The 20,476-nt window shown below is 67.6% G+C and carries 13 protein-coding genes; 8 read left to right on the top strand and 5 right to left on the bottom strand.

Annotation, left to right across the window (positions count from 1 at the left end):
• Nucleotides 1–587 (bottom strand): alkaline phosphatase (locus HOP12_00580; protein NOT32647.1); only part of this gene is annotated, 587 nt, incomplete at its 3' end.
• A gap of 29 nt (nt 588–616) precedes the next feature.
• Nucleotides 617–4,315, bottom strand: a complete 3,699-nt coding sequence (locus tag HOP12_00575) for a T9SS type A sorting domain-containing protein (GenBank protein NOT32646.1) — start codon at nt 4,313–4,315, stop codon at nt 617–619.
• A 209-nt stretch (nt 4,316–4,524) separates the two neighbouring features.
• Between HOP12_00575 and HOP12_00570 the strand changes: the two genes are divergently transcribed.
• Together HOP12_00570 and HOP12_00565 are read left to right on the top strand one after the other, a co-directional pair.
• On the top strand, nt 4,525–5,454 hold the full coding sequence (locus tag HOP12_00570; protein ID NOT32645.1) for a TlpA family protein disulfide reductase: 930 nt from the start codon (nt 4,525–4,527) through the stop codon (nt 5,452–5,454).
• Nucleotides 5,455–5,504: 50 nt separating this feature from the next.
• Nucleotides 5,505–6,479 carry a hypothetical protein gene (locus HOP12_00565; GenBank protein NOT32644.1) on the top strand — a complete coding sequence of 325 codons (975 nt, stop codon included), beginning with the start codon at nt 5,505–5,507 and terminating at the stop codon, nt 6,477–6,479.
• A gap of 48 nt (nt 6,480–6,527) precedes the next feature.
• Here HOP12_00565 and HOP12_00560 read toward each other — a convergent pair whose 3' ends face one another.
• Nucleotides 6,528–9,902, bottom strand: a complete 3,375-nt coding sequence (locus HOP12_00560; GenBank protein ID NOT32643.1) for a T9SS type A sorting domain-containing protein — start codon at nt 9,900–9,902, stop codon at nt 6,528–6,530.
• A 301-nt stretch (nt 9,903–10,203) separates the two neighbouring features.
• Here HOP12_00560 and HOP12_00555 point away from each other — a divergent pair, with 301 nt between their 5' ends.
• From HOP12_00555 to HOP12_00540, 4 genes are all read left to right on the top strand, one after another.
• Complete coding sequence (locus tag HOP12_00555) at nt 10,204–10,926, top strand: YebC/PmpR family DNA-binding transcriptional regulator (protein ID NOT32642.1); 723 nt, start codon at nt 10,204–10,206, stop codon at nt 10,924–10,926.
• Nucleotides 10,927–11,107: 181 nt separating this feature from the next.
• Nucleotides 11,108–12,538, top strand: coding sequence for a DEAD/DEAH box helicase (locus tag HOP12_00550; protein NOT32641.1), 1,431 nt, complete (start codon nt 11,108–11,110; stop codon nt 12,536–12,538).
• A 359-nt stretch (nt 12,539–12,897) separates the two neighbouring features.
• Entirely contained in the window at nt 12,898–13,896 is a 999-nt protein-coding gene (locus HOP12_00545; protein ID NOT32640.1) for a cysteine synthase family protein, read from the top strand.
• A gap of 14 nt (nt 13,897–13,910) precedes the next feature.
• Nucleotides 13,911–14,786: a sulfurtransferase gene (locus HOP12_00540; GenBank protein ID NOT32639.1), complete on the top strand. Its 876-nt coding sequence runs from the start codon at nt 13,911–13,913 to the stop codon at nt 14,784–14,786.
• A gap of 15 nt (nt 14,787–14,801) precedes the next feature.
• Here the strand turns inward: HOP12_00540 and HOP12_00535 are convergent, their stop codons facing one another.
• On the bottom strand, nt 14,802–16,853 hold the full coding sequence (locus tag HOP12_00535) for a M13 family metallopeptidase (GenBank protein NOT32638.1): 2,052 nt from the start codon (nt 16,851–16,853) through the stop codon (nt 14,802–14,804).
• 115 nt (nt 16,854–16,968) lie between these two features.
• Between HOP12_00535 and HOP12_00530 the strand changes: the two genes are divergently transcribed.
• Both HOP12_00530 and HOP12_00525 read left to right on the top strand, forming a co-directional pair.
• Nucleotides 16,969–17,682, top strand: coding sequence for a DUF3142 domain-containing protein (locus tag HOP12_00530; protein NOT32637.1), 714 nt, complete (start codon nt 16,969–16,971; stop codon nt 17,680–17,682).
• A complete protein-coding gene (locus tag HOP12_00525; protein ID NOT32636.1) occupies nt 17,679–19,727 on the top strand; it encodes a hypothetical protein in 2,049 nt (682 codons plus the stop codon). Before HOP12_00530 ends, HOP12_00525 begins: the two co-directional genes overlap by 4 nt.
• On the opposite strand, the gene HOP12_00520 is transcribed toward HOP12_00525, so the two are convergent.
• The gene (locus tag HOP12_00520; GenBank protein NOT32635.1) at nt 19,724–20,404 is read right to left on the bottom strand and encodes a hypothetical protein; all 681 of its coding nucleotides are present in this window, start codon (nt 20,402–20,404) and stop codon (nt 19,724–19,726) included. The genes HOP12_00525 and HOP12_00520 overlap by 4 nt on opposite strands.
• Between the last annotated feature and the right edge of the window lie 72 nt (nt 20,405–20,476).

Here is a 20,476-nt window from a genome sequence, read left to right as displayed (position 1 = left end):
CCGTGACGCCGCGACCGCCGCTGCTCGTCCAGAAGATTGCGCGAGTCGGTGCGGTGTCCGCCGCTCGCGACCGGAATGAAGTGGCGGGCGCCGGCGCCGAGCAGCAGTTCGATGTTCTGTTCGACTTCCTGGGCCGCGATCGCGTCCTCGTCGTCGCGATGCGGCACATGCGCGGCGAATGCAGCCGGCGTCGCGTGCGTGATGCGGGACGTGGCCACGAGCCCGGTCGACCGCCCGCACGACTCGGCGGCCTCGAGCAGGGTGCGATGGGCTCGACCGCGCGTATCGACTCCGATCGCTTCGTTGCGGGTCTGCACGCCGCATGCGAGCGCCGTCGCAGACGCTGCGGAATCGGTCACGCGTGAATCGCTGGCCGCGGTCTGGGACGCGCCGACCAGGTAGGGATCGAGCGAGAGCGGAGCACCCTTCACCCCGCGACCCAGCTCGACGTAGGCGGGGCCGCAGCCGTCACCGATCATGAAGATCACGTTGCGAGCAGTCGCGCGGTGCTCACCCGGCTCGATCGCCCTCGCCAGAGTCACCAGTCCGAGCATCAGCAGGCAACTCGTCATGAGCACCGGAAGCACCGCTGGCCGCGTCCGCCGTCCGCGAAATTTCACCGCGCGAGTACGAAGCGGCGCTGGAAGTTGCGGTCGCCGGCTCGAAAGCGCATGAAGTAAACGCCTGAACCGGCAGGGCGGCCGCCGGAGTTGCCGTCCCACGACGTCTGATGCCGCCCCGCACCCGCCCTGCCGTCGACCAGCCTCGCCACCTCGCGCCCCCGGATGTCGAAGACGCTCATGCGCACGTGGGCTTCGCGCGGCAGCTCGTAGTCGACCCGTGCGGTGCCATGGCTCGGATTCGGATGCACCGCGCCGAGCGCGAACTCCGTCACGGTCGCGACCGGCGTCACCGCGGTGACGCCGTCAACGATCTCAAATCCCGCATCACTCGAATCCACAGTCACGTTGCAGCCGGCGTCGTGCGCGACCACTCGCACGAACGCCGCGCCGGCCGCGACCGTGGGAGGCGAGACGTTCCATGCGAAGGAACCGGTGTTGGCGATTCCGGTCGCGAGGGCTTCGGGATAGCTCGTCCCGCCGTCGCGTGAGAGCAGCACGTCCACGGAGCTCACGGCGACGTCATCGGCGGCGTTCCAGGTGATCTCGCTCGAGGTTCCGACGCTCAGCACCTCCGCGCCATTGGGGGCGGTGACGGCGACGCTCGGCGCGATCGCGTCGTCGTCGTTCTGCAGCGTGCCGCTGGCGACCGCGTCCGCGAGAGTCGCCGCGGTCGGCGAGGCAAGTGTCACCGCGAAGGTCTCGTCGCTCTCGCCGCACGCGTCGCCGTGAATCGTCACGCTGATCGAACCAGAGAGCGCCAGGGCCGGGATCACGAGCACGTCCGAGACGGCATCGTAATCCCCGTCCGCGATCGTCGCGCTGCCGTCGGAGGTCTGGTAGGCGACCGTGACCGGAAGTCCGCTGGCGTAGGACAGCGTGACCGGAAACTCGAACGTGGTCGAGCCCGACTGGGTCTCGACCGCAATGACGTCGCCGATCGAGAGCGCGGGCGCCTCGTCGTCGTTCTCGAGCACGCCACGTCCGACCGAATCGGCCATCAACGCCCCGGCAGGGTTCGAGAGCACGACGTTGAACACCTCGTCCGCCTCGGGGACCGTATCCCCAAAAGCGAAGACGGTGATGCTCTGCGTGAGCTGGTCCGCCGCGAAATTCACGCTGCCGCTGGTCGCTCGATAGTCGCTATCGAGGGTCGTCGCGGTGCTGTCGGCGGTTGCGAAGTCCGCGGACACCGGCAGCCCACTCGCGGTCGAGAGCGAGAGCGTGAACGTGAACGCAGCACTGTCGGCGTCGCCCTCGGCCTGTACGAGGTCGTCGATCGTGAGGCTCGGTGGCGCGTCGTCGTTGGTGAGACTGCCGGCTGCCGCGACCGTCGCGCCGAGCGTCGCGTGGGTGGCCGAGGTGAGCGTGAGCACGAAGGTCTCCCCGTTTTCGAACCGCGTGTCCCCGTTCGCGTTCAGAGTGATCGGGCCGCTCGAGTTGCCGGGCAGAATCGTAATCGAGTCGGTGACGGCGACGTAATCGTTGTCGCTCACGGTCGCGGTCCCGTCCGAAGTCTGATAGCGCACCACCACCGAAGCGACGGCCGGGCTCGAGAGGTTGACCGTGAACTCGAGAGGGGTGGAGCCCGCGTTGCCTTCGTCGAGGGTCACTCCGCTGCCGAGGGTGGCCACCGGCGTTCCGTCCACCACCGTCAGCACCGCGGCGGAAGTGCTCTGCCCGTCGGGGTTCGTGACCTGCACCGTGTACTTCTCGCCGGGCAGGTTCGCGGTCGCGCTCGAGGCGTCGAGCGTCAATTGAAGCGTGGTCGGATTCACGTAGACGGCCGAGACCACGGTCGGCGGGGTGCCGGTGGCGCCGCCGTTCACGACGCTCGCCGCCACGTGTGCGTAAGGCGGAACCCCCGGCAGATTCGTGCCCGGATCCCAGAAGCCCGAGCCCGCGATCGACGCGCCGGTGAGCGTCACGTTCGCCGGGTTCTGGCCTTCGGTGACGTTGGCGATCGTACTGGGCGTCGCGGGCGGCGGCGCGATGAGCTTCACCACGCGCACCCCGTAGGAGTTGCTCGCGTCGCAGAACTCCTGCGTGGTCCACATCGTCTGGTCGTCGAGCGGATCGAGGCTGGTGTACGAGTAGTCGCCCCAGCGTCGTCCGCCGGAACCGCCGGGATCGCTCGGCGGGTTGTAGGGCGTGGTGCTGCTCGTGAACAGCACCGGTGTCTGCATGGTGCCCGGCGCATCGCCGGCGAGGCGCCCGACCGTCGCGGCGTTCGCGCGCTCGTTGGTGCCCGCCACGCTGAAGCCCATCGCCGCGTGGCCCTGACCCGAGACCATGATCGAGGGGATCCAGTAGTGGCGCTGGTCGGTGGAATTCGAACCGGAGGCGGTGAAGACGGTGCCGGACTGGACCAGCGTCGGCGTGCCGGAGCCGACCGGGACATTGAGTTCGTACCAGCGCGAGGCGTTGCGCGTCGCGGTCCCGGAAGTCGCTCCGGTGTTCGTCACTCCGAAGTTGTGCGCGGTCCACAGCCGGCCATTGCGCAGATGGGCCGCGAACAGGCGATCGTCGAGCGCATCGAGACGCCCGGGGTTGCCGCCGCTGTTGCCGAGGTGCGGCACCAGGATCGGCGAGCGCGTGGTCGGCACCGTGATCGAGAGGTTGCCGGAGATCGTGGGTGTGCCCGCGGGATTCGAGACCCGTCGGAACATGAGCGTGCCGAACGTCAGGTTGTCCACTCCGATGAAGTAGCCCTCGGTTGCGGCGGGGTCCAGGTTGTCGACGCCCTGCGGCGTGTAGGGGCCGCTCGAACCTGCGGTCGCGACCAGGCCTCGGAACGCCGTCACCACGATTGGACCCGCGCCGAGCACCGAACTCTTGCGCACGACGTAGCCGTCGGTGCTGTTGAAGGTCAGCGAGGCGCCGCAGAAGTTGTTGGTCCCGATGTACAGCGCGCCGGCGTCCACGCCGAGCGTCGGGTAGTCCGCCAGGCAGGTGTTCGAGATGGTCGGCGGCGTCGAAGCGATCGGGATGAAGAAGCGCGTGAAGACGGTACTCGGGGTGATCACGCCGGCGCTCGCCGCGTCGCTGACCGCGATCAGGATGCGATTCGGAACGCTCACCGAGATGATCACGAGGATCCAGCGCGCGCTCAGCCGGTCGTAGCGAATGCGCGGATCGCTCGTCGACGAGCCGGCCAGCACCGAACTGAAGAACACGTCGGTATCCGTGTTGAGCACGCCATCGGCGACTCCGGTCGACTTGTTGAACGTCACGAGACGACCGTTGACGAACGTCACGAACTGACTCGGCCCGACCGCGCCCATCACGTCAGGCGGGAACGACAGGGTGGGATTCACCCCCTGGAGCGTCGCGGCCGTAAAGTTGGTTCCCAACGTCTGAGGGCTGAGCAGGCCATTGCGATTCGCGTCGGTCTTGCCGTTCGAGGGCAGTCCTGAACCCGCGGGGCTCGCGGGCGAGGCGGGGTTCTGCGGCAGGTTCGAGCGGTCCGGCTGCTCGACTTCGCCCTCCATGTCCTTGGGCGCGCGTCCGCTCGCATCGACGGCCGCCTGCGCCCGCATGATCTGCGCGACCGACTGGCCGACCCCAACGGCACCGGTGCTGGTGGCGGAGGCGACCGGAAGCTCGCGCTCCGCGGCGTCGGCAAATCGAACCGCGAGCACCGGTGACGCGAGCACGAGCAGCATGATCAACAGTGGACGCCGAGGTGCGTTCATGGGGGACTCCGCGACTGGAGTGGGAGGCTCGGGGTATCGGGCTGGGCCGAGAGGACGGATGATTCTAGCCAGGTTGCGCGAATCTCCAACCCTTTCTTGCGCTGCTCCGACCTAGGGAGTGCCGCCACGCTGAACCGGTCGTGCGCCACCGCACGCGGTCGGGCCGGGTCGTCGGCTCGATTCCCGCTCTCCATCCCCACGGAGGACACATGAAGCTGGCCTGCTCCTGGTTGATCGTCGCTGTGGCATTCGCCTTCTCCACACCGGTTCGAGCGGCAGAGCTGCCTCGCTCGCCCGTCGGCGCGATCCGCAACAAGATCTCGGCCGCCGACCTGTTGAGCGCCGAGTCGATTCTCGAAGTCTACGAGCGCAACAATGGCCGCGACGCGCAATGGGTCGAGGGCCTTGGATGGCTGGCGCGTGGCGCGCTGCTGCTCGGCGAACGCGAGAAGGCTAAACGTTACGCGGACACCACCTGTCGGACCTGCGAGACGCGAATCGCAGCCGGGGCAGATCTCGAAACCGAGAGCAGCCTCGTCACCGCACTCGGTGCCTCGATCGAGGTCGAAGCTCAACTGCGGCAGCACTCGAAGGGAACGCGCAATGCGGCCCGGTACCTCGAGGGTCAGCTCGCGCGTTACTCGAAGCCGATCGGATTCCGATCGCGCATCTACAAGCGTCTCAACCTGTTGACGCTCGAGGGTCAGGCGGCGCCCGAGCTCGCGGTCGAGGATCGGCTCGGAGCCGCGTCGACGTCGCTCGCGGCGCTCGAGGGGCGGCCGGTGCTGCTGTTCGTGTGGTCGGAATCGTGCGGAGACTGCAAGGCTCAGGCGGCGGCACTGGCGGCGGTCAAACGGCGCTACGAACCCGCAGGGCTTCAGGTGGTGGCGTTGACGCGCTACTACGGTGGCGAGGAAGCGAGTGTCGAAAAGGCGCGGGCCGACAGCGTGTGGAACGACGTCTACCGCGACATCGGTCCGATCCCGAACGTGTTCAGCACCGCCTCGATGCAGCGCTACGGTGGCTCGAGCACGCCGACCTTCATTTTCGTGGATCGGCGCGGTGTGGTCCGTGACTACCTGCCGACGCGCCTCACCGAACAGGAACTCGATCGTCGCGTGGCCGCGATCCTTCGCTGACCTCGGGTTGCGGGGTCGTCGCGGGTGCCGTGACTGCTAGACTCGCGCCCATGCGCCGCCCCCTGATTGCAGTGCTGCTGCTCGTGACGGTCGCGACGGTCTGGTTGTTGATGCCTCCGCCCGCGGTTCAGCAGGCCGCTGCGCGCGACGCGTCTTCCTACGAGGAAGCGTTCGCGCGGTGGCAAGGACTGCGCGCCGCCGACGCGCTTGCGCTCACGCCCGGCTGCGAGAGCCGCGCGCTGTTGCAGGGTGCTCGCGCGCCCCGCGCGGTGTTGCTGCTGCACGGCATCACGAACTGCCCGCTTCAGTTCGCGGCGCTCGCCGAATCGCTGCACGCGACAGGAGACAACGTGCTGGTGCCGCGGCTGCCGCGTCACGGGCTCGCCGATCGAATGACCGTCGAGCTGGCCTCGCTTCGAGCCGAGGAGGTCGCGGGGCTGGTCGCCGAGTGCGTCGGTGTGGCGCGGGGCTTCGGCGACACCGTGGTGGTCGTGGGTCTCTCGCTGACCGGTGTCGCGACCGCGTGGGCGGCCGACAATCTGGCCGACGTCGACCGCGCGATCGTGATCGCTCCGGCCTTCGCGCCACCCTGGCGACCTGCCTGGCTCGCGCCGCTCGCGACGCGACTCTCGCTGCGACTGCCGAACGTGTTCGTGTGGTGGGACGATGCGAAGGAGGAACGGCTCGAAGGACCACGCCAGTGCTACCCGCGATTCTCGACCCGGGCGATGGGCGAGGGCTACCGATTCGGCGGGCAGGTCATGGTGGACGCCACCCGTGGCGCACCGCGCGCGCGCAGCCTGTGGATCTTCACCACCGCCGACGACCGCGCGGTCGACAATGTGCGCGCCGCGACGCTCGCGCGTCACTGGCGCAATGCGGGCGCGACCGTGAACGAGTACCAGTTCGCCGCCGGTGACTCGATCGTGCACGACATGATCGACCCGGCGCAGGTCGGAGCACGTGTGGCTCGCGTCTACCCGGTGCTGCTGGCCGCGATTCGCGGCGCGCCGCTGCCGCGCTGAGGTACGGCGCTACCGCCGCGTCCGAGCGGCACGGCGGTCGCGACCCGGCTACCGCATCCGCACCAGCTTGTGGCGCACCGTTTCGCCGCCGGCAGTGAGTTCGGCGAAGTAGACGCCCGAGACCATCCGTTCACCACGGTCGTTCGAGCCATCCCATGAAGCCGTCCGTACGCCCGGCTCGATCATCCCGTCCACCAGCGTGCGCACCAGCGCTCCCTGCAGGTCGAAGATTCGCATCCGCACCGGCAGTCGCGCGGGCAGCGAGTAGGTGAGTGCGGCATCGCGTGCGAACGGATTCGGGAACGGCGGGCGCATCACGACTCGAATCGGATCGAGCAACGCGATCGGCCCTTCCGGGATGTCCACGTTCGTGAGGGTGCCCGAGAGCGTGAAGTTGTAGTTGCCGGTGTCGTTGAGTCCCGCGTCCTCGATCATCACCATGTGATACCCGGTCGCGGTCAGCGGATAGCTGACGTTGTCGGTCGAGGTCGCGACCGTGGCGGGTCCGCCGCCGGGCGGATAGATCCAGATCTCGGTATTCAGCAGCCCCGAGGTGGTGACGGCGCCGATCTGCGCGGTCTGCCCGCTGGTGCCGTGGAACGAGTACACGTCGAGGTCGCCGATCGGCGAGATCGAGCCGCTGCGGGCGGCACCCGAGGTCACGACTCCACCGTTGGGATCGGTGGCGGAGGTGAAGATGCCGGTCGTGACGTTCACGAACGCGAGGTTGTAGGTGCCGGTGTGGTCACCGGCGAAGTCCTCGACCACCGCGGTGTAGGTGCCGGTCGCCAGCAGCTGATGATCGAGCCGGTTGGAGTTGACCGAGGCCTCGAAGTTGCCACCGCCCGGCGGGTAGATCGTGACCACGGTGTTGTAGCTCGCCGCACTGGTCTCGACCGCGCTGAAGACCACGCGTTGACCGAGGGTGCCCGTGAACGTGTATGCGTCGAAGTCGCCGACGCCGGTGTTGTTGCCGAGCCTGGTGCCGCCCGACACGATTGCGCCGCCATCCAGATCTCCGCCCGAGGTGTGGGGACCCGCCGAGACGTTCATCAGCGAGACCGAGTAGCTGCCGCTCTCATCGTTGGCGGCGTCTTCGATGAGTGCCGTCCAGGTGCCGGTGGCGTTCAGTTGCACATCCGCGCGGTCGGCCGAGCTGACATAGATGGGCGGGCCGCCACCTGCCGGGTAGAGCCACAGCTGGCTGTTCATCGCGCCACCGGTCGCCACACCCACGAACAGGACGCGCTGGCCCGATGTCCCCGAGAACGTGAACGCGTCCATGTCGCCGACCCCGCTCACGGTACCGGTCTTGATCTCGTTCGAAGCGATCGGGCCGCCATCCAGATCGCCGGCGATCGTGAATGGCCCGGCGGTGACGTTGAGATAGGAGAGTGTGTAGGTGCCGGTGTGGTCGTTCGCGAAGTCCTCGACCACCGCGGTGTAGGTGCCGGTCGCCAGCAGCTGATGATCGAGCCGGTTGGAGTTGACCGAGGCCTCGAAGTTGCCACCGCCCGGCGGGTAGATCGTGATCACGGTGTTGTAGCTCGCCGCGCTGGTCTCGACCGCCGCGAACGCGATGCGCTGGCCGGCCGTCCCGGAGAACGTGAACGCGTCGATGTCGCCGATGCCGGTGTTGTTGCCGGTCTTGATCTCGGCCGAGACGATCGCACCGCCATCGAGGTCGCCGACCGAGGTGAATGGCCCGGCGCTCACGTTCATGAACGAGACCGAGTAGCTGCCGCCCTGATCGTTGGCGGCGTCTTCGATGAGTGCCGTCCAGGTGCCGGTGGCGTTCAGTTGCACATCCGCGCGGTCGGCCGAGCTGACATAGATGGGCGGGCCACCACCGGCCGGGTAGAGCCACAGCTGGCTGTTCATCGCGCCACCGGTCGCCACATCCACGAACAGGACGCGCTGGCCCGTGGTTCCCGAGAACGTGAACGCGTCCATGTCGCCGACCCCGCTCACGGTACCGGTCTTGATCTCGTTCGAAGCGATCGGGCCGCCATCCAGATCGCCCGCGATCGTGAATGGCCCGGCGGTGACGTTGAGATAGGAGAGTGTGTAGGTGCCGGTGTGGTCGTTCGCGAAGTCCTCGACCACCGCGGTGTAGGTGCCGGTCGCCAGCAGCTGATGATCGAGCCGGTTGGAGTTGACCGAGGCCTCGAAGTTGCCACCGCCCGGCGGGTAGATCGTGACCACCGTGTTGTAGCTCGCCGCACTGGTCTCGACCGCCGCGAACGCGATGCGCTGGCCGGCGACTCCGGAGAACGTGAACGCGTCGATGTCGCCGATGCCGGTGTTGTTGCCGGTCTTGATCTCGGCCGAGACGATCGCGCCACCGTCGAGGTCACCGACCGAGGTGAACGGCCCGGCGCTCACGTTCATGAACGAGACCGAGTAGTTGCCACCCTGGTCGTTGGCGGCGTCTTCGATGAGTGCCGTCCAGGTGCCGGTGGCGTTCAGTTGCACATCCGCGCGGTCGGCGGTGCTGATGTAGATCGGAGGGCCACCACCTGCCGGGTAGAGCCACAGCTGGCTGTTCATCGCGCCACCGGTCGCCACACCCACGAACAGGACGCGCTGGCCCGATGTCCCCGAGAACGTGAACGCGTCCATGTCGCCGACCCCGCTCACGGTACCGGTCTTGATCTCGTTCGAAGCGATCGGGCCGCCATCCAGATCGCCGGCGATCGTGAATGGCCCGGCGGTGACGTTGAGATAGGAGAGTGTGTAGGTGCCGGTGTGGTCGTTCGCGAAGTCCTCGACCACCGCGGTGTAGGTGCCGGTCGCCAGCAGCTGATGATCGAGCCGGTTGGAGTTGACCGAGGCCTCGAAGTTGCCACCGCCCGGCGGGTAGATCGTGATCACGGTGTTGTAGCTCGCCGCGCTGGTCTCGACCGCCGCGAACGCGATGCGCTGGCCGGCCGTCCCGGAGAACGTGAACACGTCGAAGTCACCGATCGCCGCGTTGCTCCCGGTCTTGATCTCGGCCGAGACGATCGCCCCACCGTCCAGATCACCGCCCGAGGTATAGGGACCGATCGTCAGGTTCACGAAACCAATGCTGTAGCCGCCCGCGTCATTGAGTCCGACGTCCGAAATCTCAACCGTCCACGTCCCGTTGGCCGTGAGCTGAAAGTCGAGCCGGTCGGCGGAGCTGTTCCAGGTCACGGTTCCTCCCGGAGCTCTCAGGACGATGCTCGTGTTCGGGGCTCCGCTGGTCGTCACCGCGCTGATGAGGACGCGTTGACCGTTGCTGCCGGAAAAAGTCCAAGTCTCGGTAAAGGTGGGTCCCGCGATCGTGCCGCTGACCACCGTTCCCGAGGTGAGGGGTCCGGCAGCGAAGGCGGCCGGAGCCGCGGTCGCGAGCAGAGAGCACAGGGCGAGCATCACGCGAAGCGGGGGAGCGAAGCGCATGAGTGAGTCCTCGGTCGAAGCGGGGAGCGCGGCGTCGTAGCGGAAGGATGACGGCCCAAACGGGCAAAACGATGCACCAAGTCTACCGGCCGACCCCGACGAGTCGATAGCGAGAACTGGCAGAATCGGCCCGCAATGACGCCGCAAGGCGAATTCGGCGCTCGGGCCGCCTTGTCTCGAAGGGCCGTCTCGGGTCACACTGCGTCCCAGACCGACCTCGCCACCCCCGGCGGGTCGCCCCGATTGTGGCGCTGCCAGGTGCGCGCCGACCCCGACGGACGCCACCGGCTCAGGATCGACCATGGGACGCATTTTCGAAGCACGCAAACACGTCATGTTCGCCCGCTGGGACCGCATGTCCAAGGCGTTTGCGCGTGTCGGCAAGCAGATCGCGATCGCGGTGCGGGCCGGTGGCCCGAATCCCGACGACAATTCCACCCTGCGGCGCGTCATTCAGAACGCGCGGCAGGTCAACATGCCGAAGGACAAGGTCGAGGCCGCGATCAAGCGCGCGCTCGGCAACGACCAGGCGAACTACGAGGAAATCGTCTACGAAGCGTACGCACCACATGGAGTCGCGATCCTGATCGAGGCCGCGACCGACAACGTCACCCGCACTGCCGGAAGCATCCGCAGTCGCCTCTACAAGGGCAACGGAAACCTCGGCAGCACCGGAAGCGTGGCGTTCCAGTTCAAGCGCATGGGTGTCTTCCGCTTGAAACCCGAGGGCCTCGAACCCGAAGCCCTGGAACTCGATCTGATCGATCACGGTCTCGACGAAATGGGCGAGAGCACCGGAGAGAAGGGCGAGGCGCAGCTGGTAGTCCGTTGCGCGTTCGCCGACTTCGGGCAACTTCAGAAGGCCCTCGAGGACCGCAAGCTCGTGCCGCTCTCCGCCGAGTCCGAGTACATCGCGACGACTCCGATCGAACTGCCCGAAGCGCAGGCGACCGAAGTCATGAAACTCGTGGACCTGCTGGAGCAGGACGACGACGTGCAAAAGGTGTTTCACAACCTGGCCTGAGACGCCGGGTGGAAGGAATGGCATGAGTCCCCACACGAAACGCGGAGGCGAGCGCGAACGCGCGACGAAATCGACCTCCGCCGCTTCAAGTCACGCAGCCTCCGCAACGAAACACGCGGTCGCTGCACCCAGTCATGCGGCTCCTGCGCCGCGACGTCCGGCGGGTACGCGGAACGCATCGGTGACCACCAGCGTCACCTTCGAATCGCTCGGACTTCCCGAGAAACTGGTCCGCAACCTCCGCTCGGTCGGCTACGAGAATCCGACGCCGATCCAGGCTCGCGCGATTCCGCTCATTCTTCCCGGCCGCGATCTGGTCGCGGCCGCTCAGACCGGCAGCGGCAAGACTGCCGCATTTCTGCTTCCGATCCTGGTCCGGTTGCTGACCGCCGGGGACCGGCTGCGTGGCCTGGTTCTGGTGCCGACTCGTGAACTCGCGGCGCAGGTCGAGCAGGCGGCGCAGAAATACGCGCGTCACACCGGCATTCGCGTGGCATCCGTTTACGGCGGCGTGCCGATCGGACCGCAGGAGCGCGTGCTCAGGCACGAGGGCGTGGACCTGTTGATCGCCACTCCCGGACGCCTGCTGGACCTCAACGGCCGTCAAAGCGTCAGCCTTCAGGACGTCGAAGTTCTGGTGCTCGACGAAGCCGATCGCATGGTCGACATGGGGTTTGCCCCCGACCTGCGGCGCATCCTGCATCTGCTTCCGAGCCATCGTCAGACGCTGATGTTCTCCGCCACCATGCCGACCGAGCTGAACAAGGTCGCGAGCGAAGCGCTGAACAAGCCGCAGCGACTCGAGATCTCGCCGCCTTCCAAGCCGGTGGAATCGGTCTCGCAGGCGTTCTATCCGGTCTCGCGCCACTTGAAGGCGAACCTGCTCGAAGAAATCCTGCAGCGTGCCGAACGCGGCAGCACGATCGTGTTCGCGCGCACCAAGCGCGGAGCGGACCGGCTGACCCGCATCCTGCATGATCGCGGTCTCGACGCCGACGTGCTGCACGGCGATCGCAGCCAGGGTCAGCGCGAGCGCACCATGCTCAAGTTCCGCCGCGGTCGGGTGGACATTCTGGTGGCGACCGACATCGCCTCGCGGGGCATCGACGTGACCGACGTCACGCACGTCATCAACTTCGACGTGCCGCTGTCACCCGAGGACTACGTGCACCGCATCGGCCGCACCGGTCGCATGCACTCGACCGGCGATGCGCTGACGCTGGTGAGCCCCGAGGAAGAGAAGGACGCGAATGCGATCGAGCGTCACATCGGGCACAAGGTCACGCGCCGCAAGCTGAGCGATTTCGACTACGGCCGCGTGGCTCCGCCGCGCGGTGCGAACGCCGGTGGAGGGCGCGGTGGTGCGCGCGAACCTCGCGAGGAACGTGGTCGCGTTCGGCGCAGCGCGAGTCGCGAAGGTGCTCCGGCGCGTGCGTCGCACGCCCGCGACACCGCCGCTCCGGCGCGCGGTCGCAGCTCGCATGCGGCGACCGGTCGGTCGTCGTCCGGCGAGTCGAAGCCGGCCGGAGAATCGCGCTCGGGCGGACACGCGAAGCCTGCTGCATCGCACGGGCGGCGTCCCAAGCCCGCGCGTGACGGCCGGAGGCGTTAGCATTCCGCTTCTGCAAACTCACCGGGTCCGCCGCGATTCCGATTGACGCGGCGGAGCTCGGCCCCCAGACTTCCTGCCATGAAGACTTCTTCGCTCTCGATCTTCTGCACGTGTTGTTCCCCGCCTCGGCGGGGGACTTCACGTGGTTTTCTCGAGCGCGGCTGACGCAGACGACGCCGAAACTCGGGACTTGAGGCCCACCGCAACGCGGTGGGCTTTTTTGTTGGTGTTTGGAGCACCCGCCGGCGCCGCCAGGGAGTTCGATCGCTGAAACTTTTCGCCATTCCACCCAGTGTTGTCCTGGCCCCTCGGATCGCGCGGGCGCGCGATGCCGCGAGACCCTCGGAGCGGTGTCAGCCATGAATCATCAGACGCGTGTCTACGACGACATTCTCGAGCTGCTGCCCGACGTGGATCATCCGACGCCGCTGGTGCGCATTCGCCGTCTGGCGCCCGTGACGGGCTTCGAGCTGCACGCCAAGCTCGAGTGGATGAACCCGTTCGGCTCGGTAAAGGACCGGGCGGCGGCCTACCTGCTGCGGGACCTCGTGAGGCAGGGCAAGCTCGTGCCCGGTCGTTCCGCGGTCGAGGCGACTTCGGGAAACACCGGGCTCAGCATGGCGGGCATTGCGGCCGCCCTCGGTGTGGGGATGCGCGCCGTGGTTCCGAACCGGGTGCCGCTCGAGAAGAAAGTGCTGCTGCGCATCGCCGGCGCCGAACTCGACGTGATCAACGACGCGGTGTGCCCGAGTCCCGGCATGGGCGAGGGGTCGATCAACCTGGCGCGCACGCGCGCCAGGGCCGAACCGGATCGCTACGTGATGCCGAACCAGTACGAGAACGAGCTCAACGCGCGAGCCCACTACGAGACCACCGGCCCCGAGATCTGGCGCCAGACCGCCGGCCGCGTGACGCACCTGTTCGTGACGCTCGGCACCTGCGGGACCGCGATGGGTTGCGGCCGGTTCTTGAAGGAGCGCAATCCACGGGTGAAGCTGATCGCGCTGCAGCCGAGCGAGGGGCACGACGTGCCCGGCCTGCGCAACGTGTCGGAGCTCGGAGTTTCCAGGCTGTTCGACCCCGCGATGATCGACGAGCTGATCGAGATCGACTTCGAACTCGCCTACACACGTGCGCTCGAACTGGCACGCGGCGAAGGGCTGATGGCCGGTCCGAGCGCCGGACTGGTGTTCGAGGGCGCGTGTCGAGTGGCCGAGCGCGGGGGCGCGGGAGTCGGCGTGATGATCTTTCCGGACAATGCATTCAAGTACATCTCGAGCTTCGTCAAACACCTTCCACAGCTGGCCGAGGGGACGACGGCCGACCGTCGTGAACACGCGTCACGGACGACCGAATGAAAGGAAACTCCCAGATGTCGAAGCACGCGCAATCGGAAGTGCTGGTCACCACCGACTGGGTGAAGGCGAATCTCGACGCGCCGTCGATCAAGCTGGTCGAAGTCGATGTGGACACCCTCGCCTACGACGCCGGTCACATCGCGGGCGCGATCGGCTTCAACTGGCAGACGCAGCTGCAGGATCGCGTGCGCCGGGACATCCTGTCGAAGGAGACCTTCGAGCAATTGATGGGCGACCACGGGATCGGAAACGACGACATCGTGGTGCTGTATGGCGACAACAACAACTGGTTCGCGGCCTACGCGTTCTGGTTGTTCCGCATCTACGGACATCGCGACGTGCGCCTCATGAACGGCGGGCGCGTGAAGTGGCTCGCCGAAGACGACAAGGCGCTCACGGTCGTGAAGCCCACGATCGCGAAGACCCGGTATGTGGCACGCGAGCCCGATCGCTCGCTACGGGCGCTGGTCGTCGACGTGCTGCGGGCGGTCGAGGGCGGGAGTCACAACCTGATCGACGTGCGCAGCCCCGACGAATTTACAGGCAAGCTGCTGGCGCCTCCCGGCCTCTCCGAGACGGCCCAGCGCGCGGGTCACGTGCCCGGAGCGCGCAGCGTGCCCTGGTCGCGTGCCGTCAACCCGGACGGCACGTTCAAGTCCGTCGACGAGCTGCGAACCCTCTATCTGGGCGATGCCCAGCTCGATCCCGCCAAACCGACGATCGCCTACTGTCGCATCGGGGAGCGCTCGAGCCACACCTGGTTCGTGCTCACTTACCTGCTCGACCTGAAGGACGTCCGCAACTACGACGGATCGTGGACCGAGTACGGCTCGATGATCGGAGTGCCGATCGAGCGCGACCCGGTGGAAGCGCTCGCGACCACTTCGTAGCCCGCGTCGGCTGGATCACCAGATGCGGGCGCGCTCCGCTTCCGGAAGCACCATGGGCGCGCCCGCCTCGAGACCGAACGCGTCCGCGAACTCGGGCAGGTTCGAGAGCGGTCCATTGGTTCGAAACACTCCCGGTGCGTGCGGATCGGTGTTCAGCAGCAGCTTCGCCTGCGCGTCGCGCACGTTCTGACGCCACAGCTGCGCGTAGGCGAGGAAGAACCGCTGCGCGGGCGTGAAGCCGTCGATCTTCGGCATGCGCTTGTTCGCGAGCGAACGCTGCAGGGCGCCGTACGCGATGCTCACGCCGCCGAGGTCCGCGAGGTTCTCGCCGAGCGTGAGCTTGCCGTTGATCTTGAGCGTGTCGATCACCACGAAGCGGCTCGCCTGGCGTTCGACCTTCGACGAGCGCTCCTCGTAGCGCTTCGCGTCCTCGGGTGTCCACCAGTCGCGCAGGTTTCCGACCGCGTCCGACTTGCGGCCCTGGTCGTCGAAGCCGTGCGTCAGCTCGTGCCCGATCACCGAGCCGATGCCGCCGTAGTTGACCGCGTCGTCGGCCTCCGCGTCGAAGAACGGCGGCTGCAGGATGCCGGCCGGGAACACGATCTCGTTGAAGCGCGAGTTGTAGTACGCGTTCACCGTCGGCGGCGTCATGCTCCATTCCTTGCGATCGACCGGGCGACCGAGCTTGGCGATGTTGCGCCGGTATTCGAACTGTTGGGCGCGCATCACGTTCAGCACCAGCGGTCCGCGATCGATCTCGAGTCCGGAGTAGTCACGCCACTGGGCGGGGTAGCCGATCTTGACCGCGAATGCCTCGAGCTTGGCGAGCGCCTGCTGCTTGGTCTGGGGGCCCATCCAGTCGAGGGTCTGGATGCGCTCGCGCAGCTCGACCCGCAGGCTCTCGACCATCGCCTCGACTCGCAGCTTCGCTTCGGGCTTGAAGGTCCGCGCGACGTACAGCTCGCCGAGCGCCTCACCGATGCTGCGATCGACGGTGAGCAGCGCGCGCCGCCAGCGCGGACGCATCTCGCTGGTTCCACTCAGGGCACGCTGGAAGAAGTCGAAGTTCTCGTTCACGAAGGCACTGCTCAGGTACTCCGCGGAACTGCGCAACACGTTCCAGCGCAGGTACGATTTCCAGTCCTCGATCGGCACGCTCGCGATCATTCGGTCGAGCTGCTTCACGAACTCGGGCTGCCCCACGTTGAGCGCGCGCCGATCCGCGATCCCCATGCCCTCGTAGAGCCGGATCCACGACAGATTGGGGGTGAGCGACGCGAGCGAATCGAGCGTCATCTTGTGGTAGTTCGCCTCCTGGTCGCGCCGCTGAACGCGCGTCAGCGAGGCGTTCGCGAGTTCGGTCTCGATCTTCATCACCGCCGCCGCCTGCGCCGCGGCCGCCGTGGAGTCACCGCCCAGCATCCGGAACATGCGGCCCATGTGCGCGACGTACTGATCGCGCAGCTTCTGCGAGGCGGGGTCGGTCTTGGTGTAGTAGTCGCGGTCCGGCATGCCGAGCCCGCCCTGGAACACCTGCACGATCACGTCGGTGCTCTGCTTGGCGTCGGGGGCCGCGAACACGCCGAACGGTGCGCGAAGGCCCAGCGTCTGCAGATGAGCGATCGCATCCAGCAGCTGGTCGCGATCCGAGATGCGGGCGATCGACTTCAGTTCGCCGGCCAGCGGGCGGGCGCCGTCGATCTCGGCCCGCACCGAGTCCATCGCACTCGCATACAGGTCGCCGACGCGCTGAATCGTGCTGCCGTGCGGCGCCGACCGGGTGCGTGCCGCTTCTTCGAGCACCGAGCGCAGCAGATCCTGGTTGCTCTTCGCGAGCACCGCGAACGAGCCCCAGCGGCTCTCATCGGCCGGCACCGGATTGCGGTCGATCCAACCCCCGTTCGCAAAGCGATAGAAGTCGAGGCCGGGCGAGACCGACGGATCCAGGTTGAGCGGATCGATCGGCTTGGAGGCCGCCGACTCCGGCTGCGAGGCCGCGAGCACGAACAGTGTCGCGGCCACGAACAGCCGGCGAATGCGGGCGTGAAGAACAGGGCGATCGGGCATGGGATGGACTCCGGTCGAGGGGGCACGACGCAGGGGCGGCGCCACGCGGAAGGTCGGCGACTATAATGCCGCCATCATGCCGATCCAAGGAGTCGCACGAGGCGCGCATCGCGCGATGATTCTCGCCTCGATGCTGACGATGGCGCTCGCTTGCGCGGCCGCGCAGGCACGATCGTCGCCGGCGCCCCGCGCCGATTCGTGCGAAGCCGCGTGGGTGTGGGCCGGCATTCCGCCCGGCGCGATCCCGCAGTCGGTGCGCACGCTGTACGTGTACCAGGGCGAGCTGGTCGCCCACGCCGACGGCGTGCACTTCACGCGCGGCGGTCCGTGGCCGTCCGCCGGCGACTCGCGTGCGCTCATTCCGGTGGTGCGACTTCGCGGCGAGGTGGAAGCGCACGAATGCGTGCGGGTGCTCGAGAGCGCCGCGAACGCGTGGCGTTCGCGGGGCCGAACCGTGCCGGGTGTGCAACTCGACTACGACGCGCCGTCACGACGCCTCGGCGAGTACGCCAGATTCGTGCGCGAGGTGAGAAGCAATCTGGATCCTGCTCTGGCGCTGAGTGTTACGGGACTTGCCGATTGGCTGGTGGCAGCTCGACCCGAGGCACTCGACGCGCTTGCGGTCGCCGCGGACGATGTGGTTTTTCAGCTCTACCACTCGCATCACCCGGTCCCGCGCCTTGGTCTCTATCACGCCGCACTCGCGCGCTTCCGCCAGCCGTTTCGCGTCGGCCTGCTGGCCGGCATGTCGGTGCCGGCCGCCGTGCGATCGAATCCACGCTATCGCGGAAGCCTGCGCTTCATTCAAATGGGAGTCCCTGCGCCATGATTCGAGCCGTCGTGATGCGCCGCCTCGCCGAGGGTGCCCTGTGGCTGATCGCGATCGTTGCCGTGTCCGCTCCACCGACCGCGCGCGCCTGTGGTCCGGATCCCTGCGAGTCGTACGCGTGGCCCGGTCTCGCCGACAGCGCGCGCGTGTTTCCGATCCGCGACGACGATGGGCCAGGGCGACGACTCGAGGCCCTGATGCGCGTCTACCTGGGCGGGGACGTCACGCGAAAGCTGTGGAGCGCATCGCACGAGGCGAGCTGGCAATCGTTCCAGGCCGACTCCTTCGCCGCGCGCCTGCGCGACTTCTGCGCGACGCATCGGGTCGCGATGCCGACGCTCGCCGAGCATCCGACGCGCTACCTCAACTACTTCGACGGCGTGTGCGGGTCGAACGACTACGCCGCCGCAGCCCGCTTTCTGGACGCGATCGCGGCGGAGCCGGCGTTGCTCACGCGGCTCGACACGCTGATCGGCTGGCGACTTCGGCTGGTCGGGTGGTGCGCGAGCGAGGCCGCGTCGGCGGACAGCCTGATCGGCGAGATGCAGCGCGTGTCGAAGGGCGACGCGGTGCTCGCCGAGGCGGCCACTTACCTGGAAGGCGCGGCGTTGTTCTATACCGGCCGTGCGGCCGCGGCTCGAACCGTCTTCGAGCGTGCGACACAGGCGCGCAATCCGTGGATCGCTGAGACCTCGCGCTACATGATCGCGCGCTCGCTGCTGATCGCCGCGCAGGCGGGGTGGGACGGCTGGGGCGATCGTTCGGCGATCGACGTGGCGACGCTCACCGCGTCGCGGACGGCGTTCGCGACCTACTCGGCCAGGTTCCCCAATGGGCGCTATGCCTCGTCGGCCCGTGGCATCGAGCGTCGTATCCTGCTCCTGTCGGGTGGTGCCGCCGAGCTGGCGCGCCTCGAAGTATCCGGGTTTCACGCGCTGCTCGCCGACGGAAGTTCGGATCCAGGCGCGGGCTTCGTACTGGGGGAGGCGACCGCGTATTTCCCCGCTGCCGAGTTGAGCGCCGCCGACTATCCGTGGAGCGAGCCGTTGCTCGCGGTGGCGAATCTGCCGCGGGCGAGGTGGGTGATGAGCGATCTCGATGGAGCCATGAAGGCCCTGGCCGAGGCCAGGTCGGCATACAGCCGCTATCCCGGGTTGTACGTCTTCACACGTTCAAGTCTCGAGCTCGCGGCCGGGCGTCCGACCGCGCTCGGCGAGGAGCTGCCCGCGAACGCGCCACCGCTGTTGCGGCTTTCGCTGCACCTGTTGCGCGCTCGAGCGCTGGCCGGGATGGGGCGGAATGCGGCCGCGCGCGAAGCGCTTCGCCAGGTCGCGATCGGCGTCCCGGCAGTCGCTCAGGATGCGCGGTTCGTGGCCGATGTGGCGCGACTGCATCGGGCGGACGGCGACTGGGCGGGAGTGTTCGCGCCTGGCTCGCCGTTTCGCGACAGCCTGCAGGCGTTCGAGCTGTTCGATGCACTGCTTACGAGCCGAGCACTCGGGGAACTCCCGGCGAGCGGCACCGTCGGTGGAGCACGCGCGCTCACGTCGTTGCGATTGCTGAGACATCTGCGCTCGCGGCAGTACCTGGAGTTCCTCGAACTCTGGGAGCGCGCCGGGAAGCCCGCGCCGTTCGGCGAGGCCGAGACCGCTGCGCGTCGACTGGTCGCGAACCCGAACGATGCGGCCGGGCTGTTCAACGCGGGCTACTTCCTGCAACTGCGCGACCACTGGCCGGGCGTGTGTTGCGTTTGCTATCAACTTTCGAGCGATTCGCCACTTGCGGAGTCGGAGCGCTGGGGCGCGCCGCCAATCGACTACTACGTGCAGGCGCTGGCGCGACTCGCGACGCAGCCGCCGAGCGATCTCGAGGCCAAGGTGCTGCACTACGCGATCCTCACCCACAAGCCGGGCACCTTCGGATACGCGGGGCTTCGCACCTATGACGAGCGCATCCCCCAGGCCACGCGGCGTGCCTGGTTCCAGCGCCTGAAAACGCGTTACCCGAACAGTTCGTGGGCCCGCAAGACGCCGTACTTCTACTAGTTCGGGCTGCAGCTCTGGACGGAGCCGCCCGCGAACCTGGCGCGCAGCAGGATCGAGAGGTCGCGCGCATCGAGCTGCCCATCGGCGTTGTAGTCGCAGCGCGAGCCGTAGCTCGAGAAGCGCTGCGCGAGGAATCGACTCAAGTCCACGGCGTCGACTCCGTTGTGACCGTCGAGGTCGAGGGTGCTGATGATCAGCCGCCCGGCGACTGCGCCGTCGACGTAGACCTGCGCGCACGGCGGGAGAGTCGCGGCCGCGGGCGATGCACTCGCGTGGCCCGCCACTCGAATGCGTACTTCGGAGTTCGCGTCGGCGCTGAACACGATCGTCGCTCCGCTCGCAAACGTCCCCGGTGCTCCCCACAGGGGATCGGAGCAGAATTGCACGCCCTGCTCGCCGCACTCCGAGAAGTCGATCGAAACGCTCGCGAACGGGCACGGGGTGCCGGTGGTGGCGCGCCGCAGTTGGATGACCTTTTCGACCAGTGCATCGATCACGCCGCCGCTGGAAGCACCAAGCACCAGCCCGACGCCGAGCGGCGTCTGCTCGAGTTGCCAACAGCCGCTCTCGGGTCGCACTTCGGTGGCAGCCGAGGTCGTGGATGTGAAGAGCAGCAGGGCGGCCGCGCACGTCACGATCACTCGGGTCGCTCGGTGATGCGCATCTCTGGGGGGCATGGGCGGCCTCCGTTCGCGGGTCAGCCGGGACACTCGGCAATACCCCGAGCGCGGGAGTGAGTTCCGCGCTCA

It is taken from the genome of Candidatus Eisenbacteria bacterium, assembly GCA_013140805.1.
In the GTDB taxonomy this organism is placed as follows: domain Bacteria; phylum Eisenbacteria; class RBG-16-71-46; order RBG-16-71-46; family RBG-16-71-46; genus JABFRW01.
This window is presented reverse-complemented; position numbering and strand designations above follow the sequence as displayed.